This is a genomic window from Acinetobacter sp. YH12096, from assembly GCF_013419215.1.
Classification (GTDB): Bacteria; Pseudomonadota; Gammaproteobacteria; order Pseudomonadales; family Moraxellaceae; genus Acinetobacter; species Acinetobacter amyesii.
In genome coordinates this window covers 14,486-31,235 of record NZ_VPAM01000031.1, presented here as the reverse complement: position 1 = coordinate 31,235, position 16,750 = coordinate 14,486, and the positions used below count along the sequence as shown (strand labels likewise).

The 16,750-nt window shown below is 38.0% G+C and carries 16 protein-coding genes and 1 pseudogene; 9 read left to right on the top strand and 8 right to left on the bottom strand.

Annotation, left to right across the window (positions count from 1 at the left end; translation table 11 throughout):
- Window positions 1-42: 42 nt before the first annotated feature.
- A complete protein-coding gene (locus FTU36_RS12700) occupies window positions 43-2,418 on the top strand; it encodes a GTPase (RefSeq protein ID WP_180118157.1) in 2,376 nt (791 codons plus the stop codon).
- On the top strand, window positions 2,419-4,122 hold the full coding sequence (locus FTU36_RS12695) for a LeoA/HP0731 family dynamin-like GTPase (protein WP_120401121.1): 1,704 nt from the start codon (window positions 2,419-2,421) through the stop codon (window positions 4,120-4,122).
- A 612-nt stretch (window positions 4,123-4,734) separates the two neighbouring features.
- On the opposite strand, the gene FTU36_RS12685 is transcribed toward FTU36_RS12695, so the two are convergent.
- Window positions 4,735-5,466, bottom strand: coding sequence for a Fic family protein (locus tag FTU36_RS12685; RefSeq protein ID WP_120403233.1), 732 nt, complete (start codon window positions 5,464-5,466; stop codon window positions 4,735-4,737).
- Window positions 5,467-6,052: 586 nt separating this feature from the next.
- On the opposite strand from FTU36_RS12685, the gene FTU36_RS12680 reads away from it, so the two are divergent.
- From FTU36_RS12680 to FTU36_RS12670, 3 genes are read left to right on the top strand one after another with little or no spacing between them, the layout of a single operon-like run.
- The gene (locus tag FTU36_RS12680; RefSeq protein WP_180118166.1) at window positions 6,053-7,279 is read left to right on the top strand and encodes an efflux RND transporter periplasmic adaptor subunit; all 1,227 of its coding nucleotides are present in this window, start codon (window positions 6,053-6,055) and stop codon (window positions 7,277-7,279) included.
- Window positions 7,276-8,499 carry an ABC transporter permease gene (locus FTU36_RS12675; protein WP_180022960.1) on the top strand — a complete coding sequence of 408 codons (1,224 nt, stop codon included), beginning with the start codon at window positions 7,276-7,278 and terminating at the stop codon, window positions 8,497-8,499. Before FTU36_RS12680 ends, FTU36_RS12675 begins: the two co-directional genes overlap by 4 nt.
- Window positions 8,492-9,205: an ABC transporter ATP-binding protein gene (locus tag FTU36_RS12670; protein WP_180022959.1), complete on the top strand. Its 714-nt coding sequence runs from the start codon at window positions 8,492-8,494 to the stop codon at window positions 9,203-9,205. Before FTU36_RS12675 ends, FTU36_RS12670 begins: the two co-directional genes overlap by 8 nt.
- Window positions 9,206-9,218: 13 nt before the next feature.
- Here FTU36_RS12670 and FTU36_RS12665 read toward each other — a convergent pair whose 3' ends face one another.
- Window positions 9,219-10,601, bottom strand: coding sequence for a heavy metal sensor histidine kinase (locus tag FTU36_RS12665; protein ID WP_180118165.1), 1,383 nt, complete (start codon window positions 10,599-10,601; stop codon window positions 9,219-9,221).
- A complete protein-coding gene (locus tag FTU36_RS12660) occupies window positions 10,598-11,269 on the bottom strand; it encodes a heavy metal response regulator transcription factor (protein ID WP_168378005.1) in 672 nt (223 codons plus the stop codon). The genes FTU36_RS12665 and FTU36_RS12660 overlap by 4 nt, the downstream gene beginning before the upstream one ends.
- Window positions 11,270-11,375: 106 nt before the next feature.
- Between FTU36_RS12660 and FTU36_RS12655 the strand changes: the two genes are divergently transcribed.
- The 3 genes from FTU36_RS12655 to FTU36_RS12645 all read left to right on the top strand — a co-directional run bounded on the left by FTU36_RS12655 (window position 11,376) and on the right by FTU36_RS12645 (window position 12,728).
- On the top strand, window positions 11,376-11,864 hold the full coding sequence (locus FTU36_RS12655) for a heme-binding protein (protein WP_180027295.1): 489 nt from the start codon (window positions 11,376-11,378) through the stop codon (window positions 11,862-11,864).
- A 10-nt stretch (window positions 11,865-11,874) separates the two neighbouring features.
- Window positions 11,875-12,276, top strand: coding sequence for a hydroxyisourate hydrolase (gene uraH, locus FTU36_RS12650; RefSeq protein ID WP_168378003.1), 402 nt, complete (start codon window positions 11,875-11,877; stop codon window positions 12,274-12,276).
- Window positions 12,277-12,473: 197 nt separating this feature from the next.
- The gene (locus FTU36_RS12645; RefSeq protein ID WP_180022958.1) at window positions 12,474-12,728 is read left to right on the top strand and encodes a TIGR03643 family protein; all 255 of its coding nucleotides are present in this window, start codon (window positions 12,474-12,476) and stop codon (window positions 12,726-12,728) included.
- Here FTU36_RS12645 and FTU36_RS12640 read toward each other — a convergent pair.
- On the bottom strand, window positions 12,725-12,877 hold the full coding sequence (locus tag FTU36_RS12640) for a DUF2256 domain-containing protein (RefSeq protein ID WP_168379796.1): 153 nt from the start codon (window positions 12,875-12,877) through the stop codon (window positions 12,725-12,727). The genes FTU36_RS12645 and FTU36_RS12640 overlap by 4 nt on opposite strands.
- A gap of 1 nt (window position 12,878) precedes the next feature.
- Window positions 12,879-14,400: pseudogene (locus tag FTU36_RS12635) on the bottom strand (cryptochrome/photolyase family protein).
- 371 nt (window positions 14,401-14,771) lie between these two features.
- Between FTU36_RS12635 and nudC the strand changes: the two are divergent.
- Window positions 14,772-15,545 carry an NAD(+) diphosphatase gene (nudC, locus tag FTU36_RS12630; RefSeq protein WP_180118155.1) on the top strand — a complete coding sequence of 258 codons (774 nt, stop codon included), beginning with the start codon at window positions 14,772-14,774 and terminating at the stop codon, window positions 15,543-15,545.
- A 252-nt stretch (window positions 15,546-15,797) separates the two neighbouring features.
- Here the strand turns inward: nudC and FTU36_RS12625 are convergent, their stop codons facing one another.
- The 3 genes from FTU36_RS12625 to FTU36_RS12615 all read right to left on the bottom strand — a co-directional run bounded on the left by FTU36_RS12625 (window position 15,798) and on the right by FTU36_RS12615 (window position 16,609).
- Window positions 15,798-15,995, bottom strand: coding sequence for a hypothetical protein (locus FTU36_RS12625; protein ID WP_180027292.1), 198 nt, complete (start codon window positions 15,993-15,995; stop codon window positions 15,798-15,800).
- Window positions 15,996-16,064: 69 nt separating this feature from the next.
- Window positions 16,065-16,292 (bottom strand): hypothetical protein, encoded by a 228-nt coding sequence (locus FTU36_RS12620; protein WP_180118153.1) that lies wholly within the window; start codon window positions 16,290-16,292, stop codon window positions 16,065-16,067.
- Between the two features lie 101 nt (window positions 16,293-16,393).
- A complete protein-coding gene (locus tag FTU36_RS12615) occupies window positions 16,394-16,609 on the bottom strand; it encodes a cold-shock protein (RefSeq protein ID WP_019837890.1) in 216 nt (71 codons plus the stop codon).
- Window positions 16,610-16,750 lie beyond the last annotated feature (141 nt).

Here is a 16,750-nt window from a genome sequence, read left to right as displayed (position 1 = left end):
TAAAAAATTATTTATGAGTTGGTTGGATAGGGGTAAGGGTACGTGAATAGTCATATTAATTTAAATCATCCTGAGAATATTTATGATGATTTAAAAGAGAAAATATCAGATTTGATTGCGAAAATTGTTAAAAATGAGCAGGTTTTAGATACTAATTTAGTGGGAGAAAAACTAAATGAATCTAAGCAAATTTTAAGCTTTCAGCAAAAAGAAATTGAAAGGAAGATAGATGAACTTAAACGTAATTCCGAATGGGATTACTTTACGATTGCTTTTTTCGGTGAAACTAATGCAGGTAAATCGACACTTATCGAAGTGTTACGTCTGCTGTTCGCTGAAAAAACTAAAAATGAAATACAAGCAAAATTCAAAGCACTTAAAGATGAATTTTCATTAGATGAAGAAGCATACGGAGAGTTAAAAAATGCTGATAATGAAATTAGTCATAAAATTTTAGAAAATAATAAAAAATTAAAGGAGATAGATCAAACCTATACTCAAAAATTAGAAGATTATCAAAAAATACTTAATGCTCTTAAATATGAGCATGATGAGCAGATTGTTAATCAGTCTTTATTAAATGACCAAAAACTTGAAATTTTTAATACTCAGATTGTGTCTTTAAAAGAGAAAGTTCAATATAAAAAACAAAATATGTCATGGTGGTTAAAAATTATTTATATTTTTAAGCGCCTAGAAGAGGAAAAACAAATTGGTTTAATTGAGTTAGAGTTAATTAAACAGAAAGCGCTATTAGATTCTGAACTGAAAGTATTGAAGCAAAAAATCGAAAAAGAATATGCATTGAAACAATCGCATCTTGCAACGATACAAGATGAATATGAGTTAACCAAAAAACCAATCAACTCTATTACTTTACAATTAGAAAATGAAAAGAAAGTAGTTGAACAGCAGTTACAGCAATTTGAAAAAATGTTGGAGAAGCTAAGAGAGTTTGAAGATGGCCAAATTATGGGGGATGGCCGTAGTGACTTCACTCGAGAGAGTAAAGAGTTTTTATTTGATATTAATGGCACACAGGTCAAATTAATCGATGTGCCAGGAATTGAGGGTGATGAAAAACTAGTTGAGAACGAAATTTCTAAAGCCGTTAAAAAAGCACATGCTGTTTTCTATGTCACAAGTAAAGATGCAGCTCCAAATGAAGGCACACTTCAAAAAATAAAAACGCACCTATCAGATCAGACAGAAGTTTGGACTGTTTACAATAAACCAGTTACATCGCCTAGATCATTAAAAAATGGACTGATCAGTAATGATGATGAAAGAGGTGCCTTAAATGATCTGAATAAACAGATGGAATCAGCATTAGATAAACATTATAAGAATTATACTGTGGTGGCTGGACTTGCTGCATTTTATGCAGTAGCCAATTGCTTGGTGCCATTTGGTGAAAAATATCGTAATCAGATCAAGTTTTTAAATAATTCTGATCGAGATGAATTAAAGGAAAAGTCAGGACTGAGCGCATTTCAAAACCACTTAACTCAAACAGTCATTGGAGACGTACCTTATAAAATTAAGGCGAGTAACCTCAATAAAGCGAATTATGTTCTAAAACAAACAGTAGAGAAGTTAAATAATATTCATAATGGCTTTAGTGATCTAAAGCTGAATATTGATAAGCAAGTGGCTGTCACTAAGCAAGAAATTGATAGTGAATATTTGGACCTAGTGCAAAGCCTTAAAACGATGATTGAAAAAATCATTCAAGATTTTGAGCGTAAGACTCGTCAAGAAGTCTATAAACGGATTGAAAGTGATATTAGTAATGATGAGTTTAAAGGTATTCTGAAGCGACATATTGATAACAATCTTGAATTAGTGAGTAAAGATCTAATTGCTGGTTTTAAAACAGAAACTTCGCAGTTTGATGAAAATTTAAAGGAAAAATTACAGAAACTTTCTTCACGGTTAGCCAGTATTCAAAATAACTTTAAAGCTGATGATGTGACAGGATTGAATAATAATGTTTCATTGAAATTTGATATCAATAATGGCATCAACAAAATGGGACTACTTGGTGTTGGTATTGGTGTAGGTGCTGCAATGTGGTGGAATCCAGTCGGCTGGGTTGCAATATCATTAACGGCTGCGGGTTTGTTATTTAGTTTTGCAAAAGCAATTTGGAGCTTTTTTGATTCAGACTTTAAAAAATCTGAGCAAAAGAAAAGTGTTGATAAAAATTTATCAAATATTGTGAAAGAGCTTAAAAAAGTTGCTAGGGAGAATGTGAGCGATGTTGAAGAAAAAATTGAGCCATCAATATCAGATTTGAAGAAAAAGTTGAATGAGCCAAGTGATCAAATCACAGGGCTTGTAGAAGATATGTATCAATCAATCAATATGTTTAAAACGTTATCAAATAATATTAGCAGTGCTTATGAGGTCAAATAAATGTCTGAAACTTTAAAAAATCATCAGGATAATCAGGCTAAAATTATCAACTTATTGAGTAAATTAGAAGGTTTTATTACACAAGGTCAAGAGTTTGGTTTAGATGTATCAACAGATATTAAAGCTAAGTTAAAGAACTCATTGAATACTTTGCAAGGAGATAAACTTAAAATTGCACTTATAGGTGGATTCTCTGAAGGAAAGACCTCAATTGCTGCTGCATGGTTAGGTAAAATTGACCCAGCAACCATGAATATTAGTGCTTCTGAATCATCAAATGCAGTTAAAATTTATGACATTGATGAAGAGTATCAACTCATTGATACACCAGGATTATATGGTTATAAAGAGCAAGTGAACACCGATGCCCAAGAGATTGAAAAATATAAAGACATCACAAAAAAATATGTAAGTGAAGCACATATTGTTCTTTATGTCATGAACTCTAAAAATCCGATCAAAGAAAGTCATATTGAAGATTTAAAATGGTTGTTTAAAGATCTGAACTTACTTCCACGAACAGTATTTGTTCTTAGCCGTTTTGATGAAGTTGCAGATGTAGAGGATGAATTAGACTACCAAGATAAATTTAAAATTAAAGAGCAAAATGTTAAAGAAAGATTAAGTTCGATCTTATCTCTTTCTATGCAGGAAACCCATAACTTAAAAATAGTGGCAGTTTCAGCAAATCCATTTGATGAAGGTGTTAATTATTGGATGGAAAATCGAGATGAGTTTGAACAATTGTCTCATATCAAATTGTTGCAAAATGCAACTAGTGAAATTGTGAAAAAAAGTGGTGGTTATACTGGTTTAATTGAAGAAACGAGAAAGTCCATTATTAGTGATATTTTGATTAAGAAAATACCTGAAATTGAAGAACAACAATCCCTGCTATCAAAGGAAATGGAAAAACTTAATCAAGTTTATGAAATTGAAACTGGTGCACTGAATGTAATTTCCAAAAAAATTGCCAATGCAAAAACAAATTTAAGATCTAGTTTTAATGGATATTTCCAAGACTTAGTAATGCAGGTCCAAGGTACGAGTCTAGAAACAATTGGTGAATTCGTAGTGAGGGAAGTTGGTGATAAGGGATCAATTATCTCAAGTAAGATTAATGAATATTTTCAAAATGAAACCAATCAAATCAATATTGCATTAAATACACAAGCAGTTAATTTTAACGCAGAAATTGATAATATTGACACCGCTGTTGGGTCATTGACTAAAAAAGGTCTCAATCATTTAGCGAAGAATATTAAGTTGGATAATACAACTATTTTAGCTGCAAGAGATGGCTTAGTTGCGGGTGGGCAATTTATTGGGCTTAATTTAAAAGAAGCTTTAAAGTTCCAACCGTGGGGAGCTGTTAACCTGGCGAGCAACATTAACACAGCATTACCACTTATTGGTATTGCGGTAGAAGCTTGGGATACTTGGAATCAGGCGAAGAAACAAGAAGAGTTTCAGTTGGCAAGAAAGAGTTTAGTAGCGAATTTACAAAACCAGCAAAGAGAGATTTTAGAGTTAATTGATAAAGATGAATTTATTTTAAAATTTTTCCCTATTTACAAAGAACTCAAAGATAAAATTGAAGAGATAAAATTGATGCATATGGATCATGAATCAATGACTAAGTCTTTTGCCTCTTGGAGAAAAGAGGGGATGATTATTGAAGGTGAATTTAGAAGCATATCATAGATTTTATCTTTGCTAATTACCTTAAAAATAATGCTGTTTTATTTGAGAATCTCCTTTTAATTTAAAGGAGATTCTACTGATTTTATGTTGAGGCTATATTGAAGAATTTTTTTTTAAATCATTTAGTTTATACATCGAGTAATCTAAAAAAGATTCTAATACTGCTTGTTATTAATATTTTGGGAATAAGTACAATACTTGGTATTCCAGTAGTAGTTATTTTTGATTTAGCATTTATTTACTATAATTTGAATAGGATTTTCAAAAATCAAGGAGGGATTGGATTTTTATTGAAAATAAATGATATTTTATGGTTGTTTTTGTTATTAGTAATAGTTTTTTTTATTGTGCGAGCAATTGTTTAATAAGTGATAATGTTTAAGTATTTTGTATAAGTAATAAATTATTGGTTTTAAGAATATTTTATTATAAGAGGTTAGTCATTGCTTTAGTTTAATTTAGCTGAAGAACTTCAGAATGTTTCTAGAGCATGTAAAATGATGGGTGTCTCTAGAGATACTTTAGTGTCTGAATGATATTTATTTCATTGTTCTGTAGGGTAATACCCCCTAAAAATAATTGAAGTTTCAAGTAGAGGCCTAGTAGATATACTTAAATCCCCAATACAACTTGATATGGTTTAAATCCATCAAGCACAGCCTCAGAAACTAATTGGATAAATGCTTCAGTTTTACCATAAGCCATCCATTGATCTAAAGCTTCATAGTAAGCCAAACGATTTTCTACTGTAATCACACAAGGCGGATATCCAGCTTTAAGTAATTCGAGATTCATCAATAAGCGTGATGTACGACCATTCCCATCAATAAATGGATGAATGCCTACAAAGTCTGCATGTACTTTAGCTGCACGTTCAATAGGATGTAGCTTATGTGCCTCAGTATTGTACCAATCGACAAGCTGAGCCATTTTATCATTCAACAGTGTATAGTCGGGTGGGTTAGTCGTAGCACCTGAAATCAACACGTTTTGTTGGCGATAACGTCCTGCATTGTCATCATCGATATTTTTTAGAATGAGTTGATGGATATTACGAATCTGCCATTCAGAAAAAGGTTCTTCTTTACGAATAATATCTTCAACATAATAGATCGCATTTCTATGGTTAATTGCCTCGAAATGTTCTCGTAATGCTTTTCCACCAACGGTAATGCCTTCCAAAACCACTTTTGTTTCTAGCAATGTCAGTGTATTGCCTTCAATTGCATTTGAATGATATGTCCAGCGAACAATAAGATCTTCTTGTAGATTTTTTACAATTGCAGGAGAAAGAGGACGATGCTGATCTAATTTTGTTTTTAAGGCATCTATATTGTCAAACATAACTTTCACCCTGAAGTTGTACTCTTGAATGATACATGAAAAAAACAAATATAAAAAAGTAATGTTATAACATATCTTTTAATATTGAATGCGTACGTGTTAAAATCGGGACACCATTTCAAATCCTGTTAATGGATTTGAACAAAATAAATTTTGTGATTCAATGCACTAAATCTAATTTGGGTAAAAAATGGGTACAGGAAAAATGCTATTGGCTTTATGGTTCACTAAATCAATAGCTTGGGAGTTGAGTTCAATTGACGCCATCACAGCTACTTTACTAAATATGGCTATGTATTACGTTATTGATAGCTGGAATGTTAAAGTCTAAAACGTGTTATTATTTTATATAAAATTATGAAATATATAAAAATATAGGTTTATTTTTGTTTGTTTGTTTGTTTGTTTGTTTGTTTGTTTTTTTAATCAATATTATGAAAAAATTATAACAGTAAGAGAAATTAATTTAATAAAAATGGTGTGCTTTTTTAATTTGGTGTGTTGTAACTAAATTTTCATATATATTTAACTAGACATTAATTATTCGATTCAAAAACTTTTCTTTAATCTGGCTTGGAGAATGGAATTGCTTGTTATTCGCTATAAGCCTTGGATCATGATTATACTACTGGTTTTGCTCGTCAGTTTTGCTACATATCGCTGGTGGCAAGGATCATTGTTACCTGGTTATGAAGTCGTATCTAGTCCATTGATTCAGACAGTTGTTGCTTCAGGACGAGTAGAGAAAGTATCTCGGACTCAGATTGGCAGTGAAATTACTGGGGTTGTTCTTGAGCGCTTGGTTCAAGAAGGGGATCAGGTCTATCGAGGGGACGTCCTTTTAGTACTGAAGTCTGATGAAATTTCAGCGCAAGTGCGGCAGGCAGAAGCTGAATTAAAGGAGCTCACAACCACTAGACGGCCGCAAGCAGAAGTCGATTTAGCGAATGCCAAAGTGCAATTAGAACAGGCTCAAAGAGAGGCAGTACGCAGACGAAATGCCGAATTAGGAATATTGTCAGCAGAGGAAAGGGAGAAATCGATAGAGGCAGAAAAACTCGCTCGTAATAATTTGGAATCAGCTCGATTAAAAGTTGCCTCACTAGCCCCAGATAAAGTTGAAGAGACAAAACTACGTGAACGACTCGCTGCACTACAAGCTCAACTCGCCAAGACCAAAATTCGTGCAGAAGTTTCAGGTATTATTTTAACCCGGAATGTTGAGCCGGGGGATTTGGTACAACCGAGTCAGACTCTCTTCACTATTGCATTGGATGGTGCGACTGAAATTCGAGTGCCATTTGATGAACGAAATTTATCACTGCTGGCTTTACAACAAAAAGCAGTAGTGATTGCGGATGCTTATCCAGATCAACCTTTTCCTGCCCATATTAATTTTATTGCCCCAAGTATTGATGCTCAACGTGGCACAGTAGACGTCCGACTAACAGTTGATCCAGTCCCAGATTTTTTGCGTCAAGACATGACGGTATCGGTAAATGTTGAAACCAACCAGCGCGAGCGAACCATGGTCATTCCAAATGATGCTTTAAGCAGTATAAGTGGCAACAAGGCTATGGTTATTTTAGTAAGAGATAGAAAAATTCAACGTCATTCTATCACACTGGGTTTACGTGGTTTGGTCATGTCGGAAGTTGTAGCTGGATTGAAAGAAGGTGATCACGTCCTTACCGATGCAGAATCAGTGCTTAAAGATGGAACTCGTGTCCGAATAGAGCAAACTAAACGTGTCTTGCAGAATCAAACGGATCCGACAAATAGCAAAAATGAATTACCGGTGAAATTCGATTGAAAAACTTTTTTGGGCGACTTTGGGCAGAGTGGACCATCGCAATCAGTTTTTTGCGAGAGGGTCGCACACAGTCGATTATGATTACCATTGGCGTCGCGGTGGGGGTAGCGGTCATTGTGTTCATTAGCGCCTTAATTCAGGGCTTACAATCGAATATTGTAGAAAGGACTTTAGGGACGCAGGCGCATATTCGTTTGCTTTCACCAGATGAGGTGAATCACATTGTGCTACCAGCAGCAGGAACACTTCAGTTGTTACAAGAAGATCAGCGTGCGCAACGCTTACGCTCTATTAATAATTGGCAGCAGATTACTGAGACTTTAGATCAGTTGTCAGTGTTGACGGCGGTTTCTCCTGTGGTCTCTGGTCCTGCATTTGTACAGCGCGGAGATGCGATTCAATCGGTTGCTTTAGTTGGTATCAATCTTGAACGTTATCAACAGATTATTCCGTTAAAGCAATATATGGTGAGTGGTGAATTACGGGTCAGTGCAGATAATGTATTAATTGGGCGTCAATTGGCCAAAGATTTGGGTGTGCAAGTCGGGAGCAAATTAAGGTTAGATACTGGGCAACAGAAAAATGCGGTGGTGAATATCTCTGGAATATTTGAACTGGGCGTGCGTGAATTGGATGCGCGCTATGTTTATCTGGATTTGAAACAGGCGCAATCTTTACTTAATTTGCCGGGTGGGGTGACCGTGATTGATCTGACGATTCAGGATATTTTTAAGGCGGATCAAATTGCCTCGCAAGTCGGACGCCTGACAGGATTAAAAGCAGAAAGCTGGATTGAAACCAATGCTCAATTAATGAATGCGATTACCGCTCAGAGCCTTTCGACCAACATGATTATTGTTTTTGTGGGGATTTCAGTCGCTTTTGGTATTGCCAGTGTGATGTCGGTGAGTGTGGTGCAACGGACTCGGGAAATCGGTATTTTACGTGCGACTGGGGCGACACAAGCGCAAATTTTAAGAGTTTTCTTATTTCAGGGAGCAATTTTTGGTCTGCTTGGTTCCATGCTTGGTAGTGTAGTCAGCTATGGTTTGATCTGGGGATTTAATCAGTTTGGTCCTGGTTTGTTTTATATTTCGATTTCAATCAAGCTTATCTTGTCGGCATTATTCTTAGCGACTTTGACAGGGGTTTTGGCTGCTGCAATACCATCCCGTCGGGCGGCTGCACTCGATCCTGTGGAGGCAATTCGTCATGTTTGATCCATCTCAGGAAGTACTGCGTTTAGAAGCATTACGAAAGTCCTACAATGTTGGGCAACCTAATGAAGTGGAGGTATTACATGGGATTGATCTGTGTATTCAACGTAATGACTTTGCTGCATTAATTGGTCCTTCTGGTTCAGGCAAAAGTACTTTACTGAATATTCTTGGCTTATTAGATCAGCCTAGTCGTGGTGAGTTGTACTTGTTGGGTCAGGCGACAAGCAGTATGGATGATACGGCTCGGACAGCGTTACGTGGCAATAGTATAGGTTTTGTGTTTCAGTTCCATCATCTTATACAGGCCTTTACTGCCTTAAATAATGTACTCATGCCATTAATGCTGAAGCAAGGCAAGCCAGATCAATTTGCGTTGCAATATGCCCATGAATTATTGACCGCCGTTGGCTTAGATAAGTTCGCTGACCGTAAACCGAATGAGCTTTCTGGGGGGCAGCAGCAGCGTGTGGCGATTGCACGTGCACTGATTACTCAGCCTGCGCTATTGTTGGCCGATGAGCCGACAGGTAATCTGGATACTCAAACTGCTGCGGAAATGTTTGAATTATTTCGTAAAGTACATCGCGAACATGACTGTGCAGTCCTTTTGGTGACTCATGATCCTAGATTGTCGGCAACCTGTGATAGAACCATTAATCTGGTGGATGGGAGAATTCAGAGTGATTCCAAACACGAGATGAAATGAGTGCGAATGTGGGTTACTCTTCTGGGAACAGCAGTTCAAAGCAGATGTCTTCTGCGCTATTGACTGCCTGATACATTCCCTGATGAAGCGTTAAAATGGATGCCACAATCGATAGGCCTAAACCACCCGTTTGATGAGGGCTTTGTCTGCTGGAACTGCACTGATAAAAACGCTCAAAGAGATGAGGCAAATGCTCAGGAGCAACTTCCAAACCACTGGTGATCACAGATAATGTAATCATCTGCATATTATTAATGTTCTTTCTGTGGCTAAGCACATAAATAGTTCGGTAATTGCTGCCGTGAATGAGCGCATTTAATATTAGATTATACAGCGCTTGTTGTAACAGTTCAGGATCTGCCGATAGCTCAGTCGCTTCAAGCCTTAAAACAAAATTGCAGTGTTGTTCTTCAGCTTGATACTCGAAAATACTGAATATATTTTCTATAAATGATTGAAGTTGAATCTTCTGTTTGTTTAAGCAAACTTTGTGTGCATCTGCGCGGGCGAGAAATAACATGCTGTCAATCATTCGTTTTAAACGTTGATAGTCCTCCAAGTTGGAAATCAAGAGTTCCTGATACTGTGCGGGACTACGTTCATTCATGAGTAAAATTTCGGTTTGCCCGATTAAATTATTCAATGGGGTTCTAAATTCATGGGCAATGTCTTCAGAGAAGCGATTCAGTTGGCTATATCCCATTTCAATACGGTCAAGCATGGCGTTGATATCGGATGCTAGTTGTTCAATCTCTTGAGGGGGATGAACCAGATTGAGTCGCTGCTCAAGTTGCTGAATATTAATGGCATGGGTTTGTTCTCGCAGAGTTCTTAATGCGTTCAATCCCAGACGGCTAGCAATGGCACAGAGTATGAAAATGGCTAAGATGCCTGTAAATACATAAATGAAAAGACGTTTTTGAAAAGGCGAGATGATGGCTAAACGTTCAGACCACTGTTTGCCTGCAATTAACACATAGGGCTGCTGATTGATTTGAATGGTTTTCCAAGCAATACGGGTGGGGTAAGTATGAGCTGATAAATCTCGGAATTGAATCTGTGGCTGATGGGTAAATTCAGGCAGAGGAATGCCAAGAGAATTGATGTTGATGAGAATCTGATTGCCCTGAATCAATAAAAACAAATTATCCTGATTTCCCAACATGTTTTGATACAGCTTCGGGCGAGCGATAATCTGTTCAATATTACTACTGTCTTGCAGCAAAATTTCCAGTCGCTCAATTCGTTCAACCAAAGCCCGATCTTGCTGAGCAATTAAAATCTGGTTGATACCCAGATAGGTCATAAATGCCACAGCGCACAAGACCATTGCAGCACACCCTGTAACCAAGAGCGTTAATCGGAGTTCTAAAGAGCGAATGGGCTTGAACATTATGCTTCAACCGAAATTTTATAGCCCAAGCCACGGACAGTATGAATTAATTTTATCTCATGCTCCTCGTCAATTTTACTGCGTAAGCGTCGTACCGCGACATCAATAAAATTCGTATCGGTATCAAAATTGATATGCCAAACTTCGGAAGCAATTTGCCTACGCGTAATAATTTCATTTGGGTGCCGCAGCATAAAGTGCAATAAATTAAATTCTTTTTTACTGAGTTCAATTAACTGCTCATGTCGCCAAACTTTATGATGGATTAAGTCCATTTTTAAGTTGCCCATCCATAGCTCGTTTTCCTGAACATACTGTTGCCGTCTCAGTAAGCTTTTAATGCGCGCAAGTAATTCAATATAAGAAAAAGGTTTGGCCAGATAGTCATCGGCACCTAGTTCCAGACCTTTGACCCTATCAATAATCTGGTCTTTGGCAGTGAGAAAAATCACGGGTATATGGGAAAATTGACGCAATACTTTTAAGACTGCCCAGCCATCAATATCGGGCAGCATCACATCTAATATGACCAAGGTATAAGGTTGTATTTTTAGTTTTTCCAAGCCTTCGAGCCCTGAATGAACACATTCAGCGGCATAGCCAGATTCATTTAAGCCCTTCACGAGATATGAGGCGATCTTCACTTCATCTTCGATAATTAGAATACACATTTTGCTCAGACTCATTTTGAAGATGACAACTTTGTAATGTGATTGTCATGCTTCAAATCATTCAGGTTGTATAAGATTTTGTAAAACTTAATTCGGGGCAATCATGATGAACAACCTCAAAGGGTTTGTTTTAACAGTAATGCTGATGAGTAGCAGTACTTTTGCACAAACCATTCAATTGAATCAAGTTTATTCACTCGATTCCAACGCTGCACACATCCTTGTTGATGCCGCAGTGGCTGCTTGTCAAAAAATACAGCACAATATTGCTGTGGTCGTGGTTGATCGGGGAGGAAATACCTTGATGGCGAGTAGGCATGAAAATGTCGGCCCCCATAATTTGGGCGCAGCCGAAAAGAAAGCTTATACCGCTTTATCGACCAAAACAGCGACCTTGCTGTTAAGTCAAAATGCTCATGAAAACAGTGATGCAAAAAATTTAACCACTTTATCTAATTTGCTGTTGTTAGGAGGTGGTTTACCAGTGCGTTATGAAAATCAGGTGGTCGGTGCAATTGGGGTTGCGGGTGCAGGAGGCGCCAAAAATGATCAGTATTGTGCTGAGGCAGCCATTCAGTATAGTTTTAATCGTTAAGGATTCCATTATGTTTAAGAAGTTTTTACCACTCTCAACACTGTTATTAACATCAATGACGTTTGCACAAAATAACCCATTAAGTGTGCATGTGTTAAATCTAGAAAATGGCTTACCTTCTGCTGATGTTGAAGTAGTGCTCGAAAAGAGTTCTGGCAATAAATGGGTGCAGCTGAATCAGCAAGTTACAGGGTCGAATGGTCGTATTACAGCACTTTTTCCTGAAAATCAGCCGTTAGCGCAAGGGATTTATAAGGTCACGTTCAAAACTGGTGACTGGTTCAAAAAGAATAATCAGAGCACTTTTTTCCCAGAAGTCCCCGTTATTTTCAAAGTTGATGGCAGTGTCAGTCACTACCACATTCCCTTATTATTAAGCCCTTATGGATACTCGACCTACCGAGGTAATTGATAATCTAAAGGGCTGGTAAAACTAGCCCTTTTAATTGCTTATAATTAGTAAACGTTAGAAAGAATCACAAAAAATTCATGCCCATATTTTTATACTCTTCACCGAATCAGAATAGATTCAAGTTGTACAAGGGATGTGATGAGGCTTAAAGGCCAAAAATTAGCTTTTACTATTATTTGATTAAAAATGAGAATGGCGTGAATCAATTTGCTGAACAAGATTTATCAAGAATTATCGAAATGGCCTGGGAAGATCGAACTCCTTTTGAAGCTATCCAACGTGAGTATGGTTTAAATGAAGCGACTGTGATTCGTTTGATGCGAAAAAACTTGAAAGTATCTAGTTTTAAAATGTGGCGTGAACGGGTTACCGGTCGAAAAACCAAGCATTTGCAGCTGCGATCACCTGATGTAATTCGGGCTTATTGTTCAAGGCAGTATAAACGTTTCTAAGCGCTTGACTTTGTACACCGTCTGGACTCACGTTTACATCGTTCAGAACAGTATCTGACTTCTTCCCAGCAACGTTGCCATTTCTTACGCCAGTTAAATGGGCGTAAGCAGTGAATACAGATTTTTTTAGGAAGATGATGTTTTTTCATTTTATAACTCATCAATCCGACTAAGGAGCTGCTGCGCATGGGTGATAATCTGCTGCCGATCTTGAAGTTTATCGAGTTGTCGATAGATCATGCCCATACGTGGATGAGTACGAAATATCGCTTCATGCCGAATCATAAAAAACCAGTATAGACTGTTAAATGGACAGCTGTCCGGCTCGGTACGGGTTTTGACATTGTAGGTACAGTGCTTGCAGTAATCTGACATTTTATTAATGTAATTGCCCGAAGCGGCGTAGGGTTTGCTGGCCATTAACCCACCATCAGCGTGCATTACCATGCCCAGCGTGTTCGGTAGTTCTACCCATTCATAGGCATCTGCATATACCGCCAGATACCATTCACTGATCTGCTGCGGGTCTACAGCACTTAACAGGGCAAAGTTGCCAGTAATCATCAAACGCTGGATGTGATGCGCATAGGCATTTTGGAAAGTATTGCGGAAACACTCAGCCATACAGTTCATCCGAGTACGGCCAGTCCAGTAAAATTGTGGCAATGGTGCTGAGTGCTGCAGTGCATTGCGGCTGGCATATTCTGGCATGTACAGCCAGTAAATTCCGCGAACATATTCGCGCCAACCCAGAATCTGCCGGATAAAACCTTCAACTGCATTCAGTGGTACATGACCGGCATGGTAGGCAGCTTCTGCCGCATCACAGACTTCTTTGGAATAGTAGGCCACAGTTTAAATAAGGTGAGAGCAGGCTGTGAAACAGCGTGTCTGTACCCTGTGCCATAGCATCCTGATAATCACCAAAATAAGGCAAACTATAGGCAATAAAATGTTCCAGAACACGCTTGGCATTACTGCGTGTGGTGGCCCAACGGAAATTGGCAAGACTTCCAGAATGCTGGCAAAACTCACGTTTAACCAGTGCAAGCACATCTAAATCAATCTGATCTCGTTCAAAATTAAGTTGCGGGGGCAAGGGCGGACTGCCCAACCAAGCCTTGCGATTGGCGCTGTCATAGTTCCACTGTTGCCCTATGGGCTGCTGTCTCTGCATCAAGTAACCAGTCTGCTTGCGCATTTCTCGGTAAAAATATTCCATACGCAGTGTTTGGTAGCGACTGGCAAAGTGGCGGAACTGCTCCAGACTACAGAAAAAACGGTCGTCATTCAGGCACTGTACGGGCAGTTGTAGCCGTGGGCTCCAGTGCTGTTGAATCTGCTGCTGTAGGCGGTATTCTCCACAGTGTGTAATTACCAGTCCTGTTACGGGGAGCAGTTGTTGTTGTGACTGCACAAAATCCAGCAGGCTACGAATAGGACTATCAGATTCAAAAGCATGATACCGTACACGCCAACCATCAGCTTTAAGCGCCTTGGCAAAGTGACGCATCGCACTAAAAATCAGCGCAATTTTCTGCGGATGATGGGCGACATAAGTGGCTTCCTCAACCACTTCGGCCATCAGAATTACATCCTGAGTGCGATCCAGTACTTTGAGCGTAGCTAGCTGATGATGAAGCTGGTCTCCCAGAATTAAACCGAAACGCATACCAATCTCAAAGTTTATAAACACTAGAACAGTGTAAATGTAGGCAGCTCAATTTTTTGTGAAAATACAGATCATCCCAAAGAGACTGTGTCAGATGCGGATCAACCATTGCACAGAAATCATCATCACTTGAGCAAAGCTGTATTTATCTATAAAAATTTCAAACCATTTTACAATACTCGAATTTAATGATTGTTTAATGCATAGTCGGTGTGAAAATTATGTGATTTTAATCAAAAAGATACAAATTATTGTGTTTGTAATTCAGGCAGCTTTCGCCTAGTATCTGGCTAGAAGTTACTCCATGTAAGCTTCCTTAGTTTTGTCCCATACATCCTCTGTGTGGGATTTTTTTTAATCAAGGAATTGTCATGAGCATACATTCAAAAGCGTATATTTTTAGACAGCAACAATTACTGGTGGATGAGCATTTCCAGTTGCCGCATGTAGAACGACTGCAGCATGACCTGAACCTGTTGGAAAATGGCGCGATCATTGCTCGTGACCTGAAAGAAGACGAACCAGTGCCTAAAGGTTATCAATTGGTTCCGATCCGGCAACTGGTGCAAGTCTGGAGCAGACCGCAGTTTGAACAGGCCAGCCGTGCGGTACAGTTGCTAGAATGGCGCCGTAATCACCGCTTTTGCAGTAAGTGCGCTCACGCCACCCAGCAGCACGCCAGCCACTATGCCATGCTCTGTCCATCCTGTGGCTATAACCAGTATCCGCGGGTAAATCCTTGTGTGATTACCATCATTACCCGGGGTACAGATGAAATTCTGTTGGCGAAAAACGCCCGCAGCAAAACCCAGATGTACAGCCTTATTGCCGGATTTGTCGAAGTGGGCGAAACTCTAGAGGAGGCGGTACGCCGTGAGACGATGGAAGAAGTGGGGCTGCAGATCAAAAACATTCAATATCTGGCCAGCCAGCCGTGGCCTTTTCCCAGCCACCTGATGATGGCTTTCAGGGCAGAGTATCACTCGGGTGAGATTCAGATTCAGGAAGATGAACTCAGCGACGCGCAATTTTTCAAGTATGATCAGTTACCCGAAATTCCGTTCAAGGGTAGTATCGCTTATGCCATGATTCAGCACGTGATGCATGAAACGCCTGTTGCAGATGACAGTAAAGAATGGCTTTGAAATTTAAAAAGAGAAATGTTTGAATATTTAGATGATAATTTCAGGCTGAAATAAGAACGGAAATCTAGAAAAGGAACTCTCAGCACTTGCCACGGACTTTGCCCGTTTTCACTCTATAGACTGAAATAAAGAGCTTGGCAATGATGGTGCTGCATAGTTTTTTAGTGTGGTATCATCGGTTCGACCATGTGAATGTGCTGTATTTTACAGACCTCTATAAACAGATGCCGTCCTGAATAGGTTGGGAATAATTTAGATAATCTTGAAAATTTTTCCACTTGAAGAACTTTGGAAAAACATATCAAAGCTAGGTCGAATATCTTCACCATCCACGGTTATATATTTGATATGGGAGTAAGACTGGCTAGCGTCAAAATGGTGATTAACTGTGGCCTGAATAGAATATTTGATTCCGAATTGATCTTTTATATTTAGATTTTGTTTAAGCATTTACATATACCTTTAATAACAGCACGAAAGAGAAACAATTACATGGCTTCATTATTCATAAATTTTTAGTTAAATCACTTTATGATTTAACTTAAATAATTGATTCATGGAGATATAAAATGTACGACTATCTAAATTTAAATCTACTTCAACGCCAGATTCTAGACGTACTTTTTTACCAACTTCGATCGTTTTAAACCCTTCACGTGTATTTTGCATTTTATTTAAAGGGATTAACGAGACAATAATTTCAGTACCATTTTTAGATTTTGCAATTAATTCATTAACTTTTAACAATTTGTATCCTATTTTTATGATTTTTTTCCATTATGGAAGAACAACTTTTTCTTTAAAATTAAAAAAGCACTGAGTAGTGCTTTTTCAACTCGTATTAGTGCTTATATAGCAACAATATTGACTGCATTCGGTCCTTTTTGACCTTGAGCAATACTAAATTCAACCTGTTGGCCTTCGAATAAGGTTTTAAAACCTGAGTTAGCAATTTCACTGAAGTGCGCAAAAACATCTGGACCTGATTCTGGTTGAATAAAACCAAAACCTTTAGTTTCATTGAACCACTTAACGGTACCTTTAACAACATTTGAGTTTGACATAATAAATCCTACTGATTTTTAATAATTTTTAGTCATTTTATTGACTGAATATAACTTTGAAAATAATAAAGAATGAAACTTAAAATCTGAAAAAACGAAGAATTATGAATAAAACGACGATACTTAAGAGAGATTTAATGA

What these genes read in the sequence shown, in the direction of transcription:
- uraH (WP_168378003.1), top strand. Translation starts at nt 11,875, where the DNA reads ATGTTTAAGAAGTTTTTACCACTCTCAACACTGTTATTAACATCAATG.
- FTU36_RS12670 (WP_180022959.1), top strand. Translation starts at nt 8,492, where the DNA reads ATGTTTGATCCATCTCAGGAAGTACTGCGTTTAGAAGCATTACGAAAG.
- FTU36_RS12625 (WP_180027292.1), bottom strand. Translation starts at nt 15,995, where the DNA reads ATGCTTAAACAAAATCTAAATATAAAAGATCAATTCGGAATCAAATAT.
- FTU36_RS12660 (WP_168378005.1), bottom strand. Translation starts at nt 11,269, where the DNA reads ATGTGTATTCTAATTATCGAAGATGAAGTGAAGATCGCCTCATATCTC.
- FTU36_RS12695 (WP_120401121.1), top strand. Translation starts at nt 2,419, where the DNA reads ATGTCTGAAACTTTAAAAAATCATCAGGATAATCAGGCTAAAATTATC.
- nudC (WP_180118155.1), top strand. Translation starts at nt 14,772, where the DNA reads ATGAGCATACATTCAAAAGCGTATATTTTTAGACAGCAACAATTACTG.
- FTU36_RS12655 (WP_180027295.1), top strand. Translation starts at nt 11,376, where the DNA reads ATGAACAACCTCAAAGGGTTTGTTTTAACAGTAATGCTGATGAGTAGC.
- FTU36_RS12640 (WP_168379796.1), bottom strand. Translation starts at nt 12,877, where the DNA reads ATGAAAAAACATCATCTTCCTAAAAAAATCTGTATTCACTGCTTACGC.
- FTU36_RS12615 (WP_019837890.1), bottom strand. Translation starts at nt 16,609, where the DNA reads ATGTCAAACTCAAATGTTGTTAAAGGTACCGTTAAGTGGTTCAATGAA.
- FTU36_RS12685 (WP_120403233.1), bottom strand. Translation starts at nt 5,466, where the DNA reads ATGTTTGACAATATAGATGCCTTAAAAACAAAATTAGATCAGCATCGT.